Genomic DNA, 7,613 nt, shown 5'->3' on the forward strand with positions numbered 1-7,613 from the left:
CCTGGGTGGCCCGCTTCCTACCCGACCGCTGCCTGTGGTGTCGCCTCGGCCGGTTCGCCGATGGGTGGTATAGATGTGGGTTCAACGTGGCTCTCTCTCGCATATTCCACGTCCTTGACCCTGTCGCTGTTGTGTATTCGATGGAATGGTGACCGGGATGGACCAGAAAGCCGGTAGCGCGCCGTGACGGACTGGCGCCCGATCCGTTCCTGGACCCGGAGACAGCGCCGAGCGCGACGGCGTCATGACGGCGCCGGGAGGTGGTGACCGCGGCCGTGTCCGATCGACAGTCGGCAGGACGTTCGGCCATGGCCGAGTACCTGCGGCGCAAACAGTTGTATTCCGCCGAACGCGGAGATCACAAAAGTCGGGCGTTGGTCGTTGGCGGTGCCCTCGCGGTGGGCACGGCCCTGGTCATCGCCATGCTGTGCGCCTTCGCCGGGCTGCCCGGCGTCGTGACCGCCCAGCTCGCGGTGCTCGCGGCGCTCGCGGTCGGCGTCGTCGGGGCGGTGCGCTTTCTGCGCACCCCACCGGAGATCGAGGCGTGGCGCGAGGACGCGGAGGCCGAGCGCAGCACCGCCCGCGCGCTCGACCGGCTGGTCCGGGCCGGTTACACCGTCCTGCACGACCGGTCCCTGGCGGACTCGGCCGGCAACATCGACCACCTCGTCATCGGGCCGTCCGGGGCCTGGGTCATCGAGACCGACGCTCATCAGGGGCCCATTCGGCAGAACGCGGCCGGCGTCTGGGCCGGCAAGGTGCCGCTGCGGGCGATGCTCGGCCTGGTGGCGTGGATGGGCGAGGAGGCCACCGCCCAGCTGCTCGGCGAGCTGCCGGGCGGCTGGCAGTTGGAGGTTCAGCCGGTCGTGGCGTTCGCGCGTGCCGAGGTTCCGGCCGGGCTCGCCCTCGTCGAGGGAGTGCTGCTGCTGCCCGCCGCCGGCGTGGCCGAATACGTGCTGTCCGCCGGGGTGGTGCTGCGGCCCATCGACGTCGCGATGCTGGTCGATGTGGCCGAGCGGGCCTTCCCCGCCTACGAGGTGTCCGGGCCGCCGCCGTCCTGGCCCACCCGCTCCCGGCTGCGCGGCCTGCTGCGTCGCTGACCCGGCCTGGCTGCGCCGCCCGGTCTCGGGCTCGAGATCCATTGGCGGGCCCCGCCGCGGACAGGCCGGCCATGGTCGGGATACCGTGGAACAACTGAGCCACCCCCGGCCGAGGACGCCGGCGAAGGAGTCGACATGGCGCGCAAGATGACCGTGCTGGCGCTGCTGGCTGGCGCGGGGGCCGCCTTCTCTGCCGCCCGGCGGCGGTCCCGTGGCAAGGAGGAGATCGACCTCTGGCGGGAGGCGACGTCCACCACCGGGTCCCCGGCCGGCGGGCGCTGACAACTCGCGCGGCGGTGCGCTGATGTGTTGCGCCCGCGGCGGCGCGTCAGCGCGAAACTCGCCTGACGTCGAGCCCGCGGTCGGGCACCATGGGAGCCATGCTGCCCCGTGAGATCCCGGTTCGCCCGGGTCTCGTGCTGCCATCGGCCGACCTGCGCTGGCGGTATTCGCGTTCGTCCGGGCCGGGCGGCCAGTCGGTGAACACCTCCGATTCGCGGGTGGAGCTGTCGTTCGACGTCGCCGGTTCACCGGCGTTGTCGCCGCTGATGCGTCAGCGCGCGCTGACGCGCCTGGGCGACCGGCTCACCGATGGTGTGCTTACCATCGCGGCAAGCGAGCAGCGCTCGCAGCTGCGCAACCGGGAGGCCGCGCTCGACCGGCTGGTTGAAGCCCTTCGGGTCGCGACCGCCCCGCCACCGCGATCGCGGCGGCCGACGCGGCCCTCGCGCGGGGCTGTCGAGCGGCGCCTGCAGGCGAAGAAGCAGCGGTCCGCGACGAAACGGCACCGCCGGCCCCCCGAGGACTGAGCCCGCCGCGGGCTGCCAGGCCGGGCGTGTGGTCAGAGCTCGACGATGCCGACGTCGGCGACGAGCGTGCCGAGCAGGCCCGCGGGTGCGGCGAGGTGCAGCTCGAGGCGGGTCGCGGGGGCCAGATCCTCGACCACACGCAGCGGGACGTGCACGGAGCCGCGGGCGCCGATCGGGAAGAAGCGCATCGGTGCCCCATCGCGCTGCAGGATCAGGCAGATCAGCTCGTCGGTCGAGTTGCCGCCGCGAAAGTACAACGGCTGGGCGGTGACGCCGGCCGGGACCACGTAGCTGAACGCCGGGCCGAGCGGGAACGGTGCGTCCAGGCCCTTGCCCTCGAACGGGACGATTCCCTGCAGGAAGCGAGGCGTGGTGAACATCCGCTCCTCCGCCCGTCGGACATCCACGCGCATGCTGTCGGTGCACCTGGTGTCCTGCGGATTTTTGCTCGACTGTCTTCCATGTTAAGGCCGCTCCGGATAGGCAGGAGAGGGTGCCCAGTCGGGATCAGGCGCGGCGGCGGCGCAGCCCCGATCCCGGCATCTCGGCATCTCGGCATCTCGGGTCGCGGTGTCGCTGGTCGCGGTGTCGCTGGTCGCCGTCACGCCGGGCATCGCTCAGCTCGCCTCCGCCCTCGGCCTCCGCCTGTCGCTCACCCCTGACACCGAAACGACCTGACGGCGTTGTCCAGTCGGGTTCGCCCCTCCCGGCGGCGTTGCGTGGCAGCAGGGGATCGGTCAGTAAAGGATCTATGTCGTTACTGATTCAAGTTGTGATCTTGATGTGTGGCCGGTCTTTCCTGCGATGTTCGGAACTTCGTCACCGGTATGGCGTTTCGCCTGGCGTACCGCCGCCCGCAGGGGGCACGGTGGGAGCATGGCTGCCCCGCCCTCTTCCCGACCATCCGTCCTCGGCGTGCCCGAGGCCGACGCCGACGCGTCCGCCGACCGTGAGTTCGGCGCGGCTTTCGGCGGCCCGGACCCTGGTCCCGCGCAGGAAACCGCCCTCGAGCCGTCGGCGTCGCCCGGGGCCTGGTCCGCCGGCGCCGACTACCGGCCCTCGGTGGTGCCGCACGACCGCATGGCCGGCTGCGCCGCCGCCCACCGGCGACTGCTGGAGCTGGTCGAACGGGTGGACGACGACGTGCTGCGCCGCCCGTCCGGCCTGCCCGGGTGGACGGTCGCCCATCTGCTCACCCACCTGGCCCGCAACGCCGAGAGCCACAGTGGGATGGTCGAGGCCGCGACCGGTGGCGACGTCCGCGACCAGTACCCGGGCGGCCAGGACCAGCGTGACCGCGACATCGCCGCCGGCCGTGACCTGCCCGCCGCCACCGTGCGGGCCGAGGTCGCCGCCGCCGTCACCCGGCTGGAGCGGGCCTGGGACGCCGTGCACGTCGACGTCTGGCGCACCGGCTTCGGCCGGGTCAGCACGTACGGCGTGACGACGCTCGCGGATCTGGTGTTCCTGCGCTGGCGGGAGACCGAGATCCACCTCGTCGATCTCGCCCTCACCGACCTCGGCGGTCCCGGTCTGGCGGACCTGAGCTCCGCCTACGTCGAGGTCGAATGGGCCTGGACCGTGCGCGGCCTGCCCTCGCGGCTGCCGGCGGAGGTCACCGTTCTGCTCGCGCCGGGCGACCGGCCGTCGACCGCGGTGGGGCGGGGGAAGGAGCTGGTCGTCGTCGATGCGCCGACCATCCCCGCGCTGGCCTGGCTGATCGGCCGTGACCCGGGCCGTCCTGACTGGCCCGCGCTCGGCCCCTGGTGGTGATCGGCGCTCCCGCCCACGCCGGTGAATCGGGCAGGCGAGAGAATGCCTGGCGTGTCGGACAACAGGGACAACCGTGGTGAGGCCACCCACGACGGGCGGCGCGACCACGGGCGCGATCGGATCCGCGCATGATCACGATGGCGCTGTTCAACAACAAGGGCGGCGTCGGTAAGACGACGCTGGCCTTCCATCTCGCCCACATGCTCCAGCGGATGGGCCACCGGGTGCTCGCCGTCGACCTCGACCCGCAGGCGAACCTGACCGCGCAGTTCCTCGACGAGGACGAGTTGACCCGACTGTGGGCGGAGCCGGAGGACACCGCGTCGTCGGCGCCGAAGCCCGTCGAGTTCGACGTGCGCCCCACGCGGGTCTTCCCCGGCACGGGAACGATGGCGACCGCCATCGCGCCGATCATGGAAGGTGTCGGGGACGTCGAGCTGCCCGACCCGGTGATGATCGAGGACGGCCTGTGGCTGCTGCCCGGGGACGTCGAACTGAGCGTCTTCGAGGATCGGCTGTCCGCCGCCTGGCCGAACAGCTTCCTCGGCAAGGACATCTCCGCGCTGCGGACGACGACGGCGCTGCACCGGGTCATCGACAACGGTGCCCGCACCGTCGGCGCCGAGATCGTCCTCATCGACGTCGGCCCGAACCTCGGCGCGATCAACCGGGCGTCGCTGCTGTCCGCCGACACGGTGCTCATGCCGCTGGCCGCCGACCTGTTCTCGCTGCGCGGCCTGCGCAACCTCGGCCCGACGCTGCGGGAGTGGCGTTCGACCTGGCAGGGCACCGTGCTGCCGAAGGTGCCCGACCGGATCCCCGCGCCCCGCGGCCTGATGATGCCGATCGGCTACATCGTCATGCAGCCGCCCGCCCGCGCCGACCGCCCGGCGAAGGCCCACGACCGCTGGCTCGACCGCATCCCCGAGGTCTTCGCGACCTCGGTGCTCACCAGCGGCAACCCCGGCCCGCACGATCGTTCCTTCGAGATCGCGACCCTGCGGCACTACGCCAACCTGATCCCGCTGGCCCATGACGCCCGCAAGCCCATGTTCGAGCTGCGCGCCGGCGACGGCGCCCTCGGCGGCACCCAGACCGCCGTCCGTCGCTGCTACTCCGACTTCCGCGACCTCGCCGTCAAGGTCCGCGAACGCCTCGCCTTCATCGACCCCACGCTGCGCCGCCCCTGACCTTCCTCCCGCCGGCCGGCGTCCCCGGCCTTGCGCCGCAGCTCCATGGTGGTCAGCGAGAAGTTATCCACAGGGTCCGCTCGGTAACCTCCGGCGGTCAGCGTAGAAGTTATCCACAGGCCCGGGAGTCGGGTCACCCTGCTCCCGGGCAGGCACCGAATCGGTCGGACGGTGCCCCGGTGGACGGGGTGCTGACGCGCCGGCATCCCACGTGGGAAGGTCCGAGATGGTCCCGATGCCGTAAGCTAGGGGCGCTTCACCGAGCAGCGCCCGTCTCCGGGCGGCGTGGCCCGGCCGAGGCAGGTCCAGGGGGCGTAGCTCAATTGGCAGAGCACTGCCTTTGCAAGGCAGGGGTTCGGGGTTCAAATCCCCGCGTCTCCACGCGCTGAATCCTCGTGGTCGCTGCCCTTCGGGCAGCTTCCCACCAGCCGCGATGCTGGCCGGGGGGGGGGACAACCCCCCGAGCCCCCGGATGTGGCGTGGCAGCTTTCTAAGTCGCGATTACGGCATGTGCGGATTGATCGTCAAGTCGGAAGACCACGATCCCGCTGTGTGACCCGGGCGGATAGGTGCGGATGTTCCCGAAGCCACGGCCAAGGGTGAACACCATGCGGTTCTCCTCGACCGCAGCCGCGAGTACCTCAGGATCGCAGCGGCCTGTCAGGCCCTCGGCGACACGGTGCCAGCGTCGATTCCGTGCTTGGCAAGCCCGTCGCGTGGTGGTTCCGGGGGTGGGGCAGATCAGTCATCCTCGAGTAGCGCCTGGGCGAGGTAGTCGCCGGGACGGGGCATGGGTGGGACCGCGAACAGGGCGCTGGAGGTGTGGCGGATGAAGGCGTTCAGCGCGTCAAAGGCGGCCATCGTCTGCTGGATCGGCACGAAGGCCGTCCGCGGATCGGCCTGGTAGGCCGCGAAGAACAGGCCCGCGTCCCGGGTGCCGGTCGGGTCCAACCCGTCGTCGTAGGAGTAGCTGCGCCGGAACAGGACGGCACCGGCGTTCGCGGGCGGGCTCGACACCCGGACGTGGGCGTCGGCCGCGATGGCGAATCGGCCGTCGGCTCGGCGGATGTTGATGTCCGGCACGGTGAACGCCGTGCCGCCGGGGCCGGCCGACAGCGGGACTCCATCGGACTCCCGCCGGCCGATCACCTCGTCCCGGTCCATCCCGGTGAGTCGGTTCCAGGCGTCGAACAGCATCCGGATGCGACGGAGGACCAGGTAGCTGCCGTCGCGCATCCACGTGGGCTCACCCGAGGCCCAGACGGCCTGATCGAACTGGGGCGTGCCCGGCTGTAGGTTGGACATCCCGTCGAGCTGCCCCATCAGGTTGCGGTGTATGTCCGGGGGGTTCGCGGAGTCGGAGTCGGAGCCGGTGGGCTGGAACCCCCGCTGTTCCCAGCGGGCGGCCGCGAACGGCGCGGCGAGTGCACCCATCCGGGCCGCAGCCGCCAGGGCCGCCGCCGGATCGGTGGCGCACACCTGCACCCCGAGATCCCCGCCGCCGCGGGCCGGGTCGAGCTGGTCGCCGGACTTCGCCGCAGGGGAGAACATCACCGCCGCGCCGCGCCACCCACCTTCCGCCGCGGCGCCGCCCGGACGGCCGGTGCAGGTGCATGGCCGGGAATGCGGCGACGGCCTGCGCTTACCGAGAATCGTCACCCGCAGTTGGCGTGGATGTTGAGGCTGTCGTAGTAGCGCTTCGCCTCGGAGGCGAGTGGGACCAGGCAGTACAGCGAGCTTCTGGGGATGGTCTGCGCGGCGGTCTCGAAGTGCCGGCCGTTCTGGTTCGTTCCCCAGAGGGCCTGCTCGAAGTCGGGCCGATGCTTGAACAGGTCCTGGGCGATGAAGGCCACCAGATCATGGTCGGCGCTCTGGTTCACGACCAGCCCGTTGGGAACCCCGACGGTCTCGGTTTGCCCGATGCCGGGATAATCCTGTGCGTCGATGGTAGCCGGCTCGTACACGCTGCCGGAGACGAACCGGTTGCCGAGCCGCTGGCGATAGGCGGCGTCCCAGTTCGCACCCATGGGAGCCAGATACCGCGCCAGTGGCAGCAGACGGATCCGCAGCCCGTCCTCGGTGACAGCTCGGAGGATCTGCGGCGTCGGCGCGCCACCTGCCCAGAGGACCCCGTCGATCTTCCCGTCGTGCAGGTCCGCCAGGCCGCGGTCGAGGTCCGCGGGATCGGTGGCGGGCTGGCAGTTCAGGACATTGTTGAACAGCACCTGGCCGACCTGCAGGCTCCCCGAGTTGTTCAGGCCGGTCGAGATCTTCCGGTTGCACAACTGGGTCACGTCGTCGATGCCCGAATCCGCGCGTACGATCAAATGAAGGATATCGAGCCATACCGGGCCGACGGTGCGCAGTCCGTCGATCGGGTCGTTGCGGAACTGGTTGACCCCGAAGTGTGCGTCTACGGCTCCGTTCAGCTGGCTGATCGCGATCGCACAGGTTGACCCGCCTGGATCCTGCAGGCGAGCCAGGTTGTCGGCGGTGCCGTTCGTGGCCTCAACGGTTACGTCCGTGTCCGGGTCACTCGCATGGATTCGCCTTTTCAGTGCGAGGCCGTAGTTGTAGTAGGGCGTGTTCTCCTGCCCGGTGTAGACGGAGACGGTGCGACAGACACCGAGCCGCGCCGGGGGCTGCAGGATGTACACAGCACCCGCGGCCAGGGCCGCGACCACCACGGTCGCGGTAGCGATCAGGGCCGCCCGGCGACGCCACCACGGGGGGTCTGGCGG

The 7,613-nt window shown here is 71.1% G+C and carries 9 protein-coding genes and 1 tRNA gene; 6 read left to right on the top strand and 4 right to left on the bottom strand.

Features of this window, described 5'->3' with window-relative positions; genetic code table 11:
* Nucleotides 1-308: 308 nt before the first annotated feature.
* The 3 genes from NBZ83_RS06285 (at nt 309) to arfB (ending at nt 1,909) form a co-directional block, all read left to right on the top strand.
* On the top strand, nt 309-1,100 hold the full coding sequence (locus NBZ83_RS06285; protein ID WP_261567469.1) for a nuclease-related domain-containing protein: 792 nt from the start codon (nt 309-311) through the stop codon (nt 1,098-1,100).
* A gap of 135 nt (nt 1,101-1,235) precedes the next feature.
* Complete coding sequence (locus NBZ83_RS06290) at nt 1,236-1,382, top strand: DLW-39 family protein (protein ID WP_009741505.1); 147 nt, start codon at nt 1,236-1,238, stop codon at nt 1,380-1,382.
* Between the two features lie 98 nt (nt 1,383-1,480).
* Entirely contained in the window at nt 1,481-1,909 is a 429-nt protein-coding gene (gene arfB, locus NBZ83_RS06295) for an alternative ribosome rescue aminoacyl-tRNA hydrolase ArfB (RefSeq protein WP_261567470.1), read from the top strand.
* A gap of 32 nt (nt 1,910-1,941) precedes the next feature.
* Here the strand turns inward: arfB and NBZ83_RS06300 are convergent, their stop codons facing one another.
* Nucleotides 1,942-2,289: a molybdopterin oxidoreductase gene (locus tag NBZ83_RS06300; RefSeq protein WP_261574520.1), complete on the bottom strand. Its 348-nt coding sequence runs from the start codon at nt 2,287-2,289 to the stop codon at nt 1,942-1,944.
* A gap of 496 nt (nt 2,290-2,785) precedes the next feature.
* Between NBZ83_RS06300 and NBZ83_RS06305 the strand changes: the two genes are divergently transcribed.
* The 3 genes from NBZ83_RS06305 to NBZ83_RS06315 all read left to right on the top strand — a co-directional run bounded on the left by NBZ83_RS06305 (nt 2,786) and on the right by NBZ83_RS06315 (nt 5,253).
* On the top strand, nt 2,786-3,682 hold the full coding sequence (locus tag NBZ83_RS06305; RefSeq protein WP_261567473.1) for a maleylpyruvate isomerase family mycothiol-dependent enzyme: 897 nt from the start codon (nt 2,786-2,788) through the stop codon (nt 3,680-3,682).
* 128 nt (nt 3,683-3,810) lie between these two features.
* Nucleotides 3,811-4,872, top strand: a complete 1,062-nt coding sequence (locus NBZ83_RS06310; protein ID WP_261567474.1) for a ParA family protein — start codon at nt 3,811-3,813, stop codon at nt 4,870-4,872.
* A gap of 308 nt (nt 4,873-5,180) precedes the next feature.
* A tRNA-Ala gene (locus NBZ83_RS06315) sits at nt 5,181-5,253 on the top strand.
* Between the two features lie 109 nt (nt 5,254-5,362).
* Here NBZ83_RS06315 and NBZ83_RS33680 read toward each other — a convergent pair.
* The 3 genes from NBZ83_RS33680 to NBZ83_RS06325 all read right to left on the bottom strand — a co-directional run.
* On the bottom strand, nt 5,363-5,617 hold the full coding sequence (locus tag NBZ83_RS33680; RefSeq protein WP_368861807.1) for a DUF5615 family PIN-like protein: 255 nt from the start codon (nt 5,615-5,617) through the stop codon (nt 5,363-5,365).
* Nucleotides 5,614-6,423: a Dyp-type peroxidase gene (locus tag NBZ83_RS06320; RefSeq protein WP_261574523.1), complete on the bottom strand. Its 810-nt coding sequence runs from the start codon at nt 6,421-6,423 to the stop codon at nt 5,614-5,616. Before NBZ83_RS06320 ends, NBZ83_RS33680 begins: the two co-directional genes overlap by 4 nt.
* A gap of 104 nt (nt 6,424-6,527) precedes the next feature.
* Nucleotides 6,528-7,613, bottom strand: a 1,086-nt coding sequence (locus NBZ83_RS06325) for a TAXI family TRAP transporter solute-binding subunit (protein WP_261574521.1), incomplete at its 5' end; no start/stop codon positions are given.

This window comes from Frankia gtarii, assembly GCF_025403375.1.
GTDB classification, from domain to species: domain Bacteria; phylum Actinomycetota; class Actinomycetes; order Frankiales; family Frankiaceae; genus Frankia; species Frankia gtarii.

Coding starts and splice junctions, on each gene's coding strand:
- NBZ83_RS06285 (WP_261567469.1), top strand. CDS start 309: ATGGCCGAGTACCTGCGGCGCAAACAGTTGTATTCCGCCGAACGCGGA.
- NBZ83_RS06290 (WP_009741505.1), top strand. CDS start 1,236: ATGGCGCGCAAGATGACCGTGCTGGCGCTGCTGGCTGGCGCGGGGGCC.
- arfB (WP_261567470.1), top strand. CDS start 1,481: ATGCTGCCCCGTGAGATCCCGGTTCGCCCGGGTCTCGTGCTGCCATCG.
- NBZ83_RS06300 (WP_261574520.1), bottom strand. CDS start 2,289: ATGTTCACCACGCCTCGCTTCCTGCAGGGAATCGTCCCGTTCGAGGGC.
- NBZ83_RS06305 (WP_261567473.1), top strand. CDS start 2,786: ATGGCTGCCCCGCCCTCTTCCCGACCATCCGTCCTCGGCGTGCCCGAG.
- NBZ83_RS06310 (WP_261567474.1), top strand. CDS start 3,811: ATGATCACGATGGCGCTGTTCAACAACAAGGGCGGCGTCGGTAAGACG.
- NBZ83_RS06320 (WP_261574523.1), bottom strand. CDS start 6,423: ATGTTCTCCCCTGCGGCGAAGTCCGGCGACCAGCTCGACCCGGCCCGC.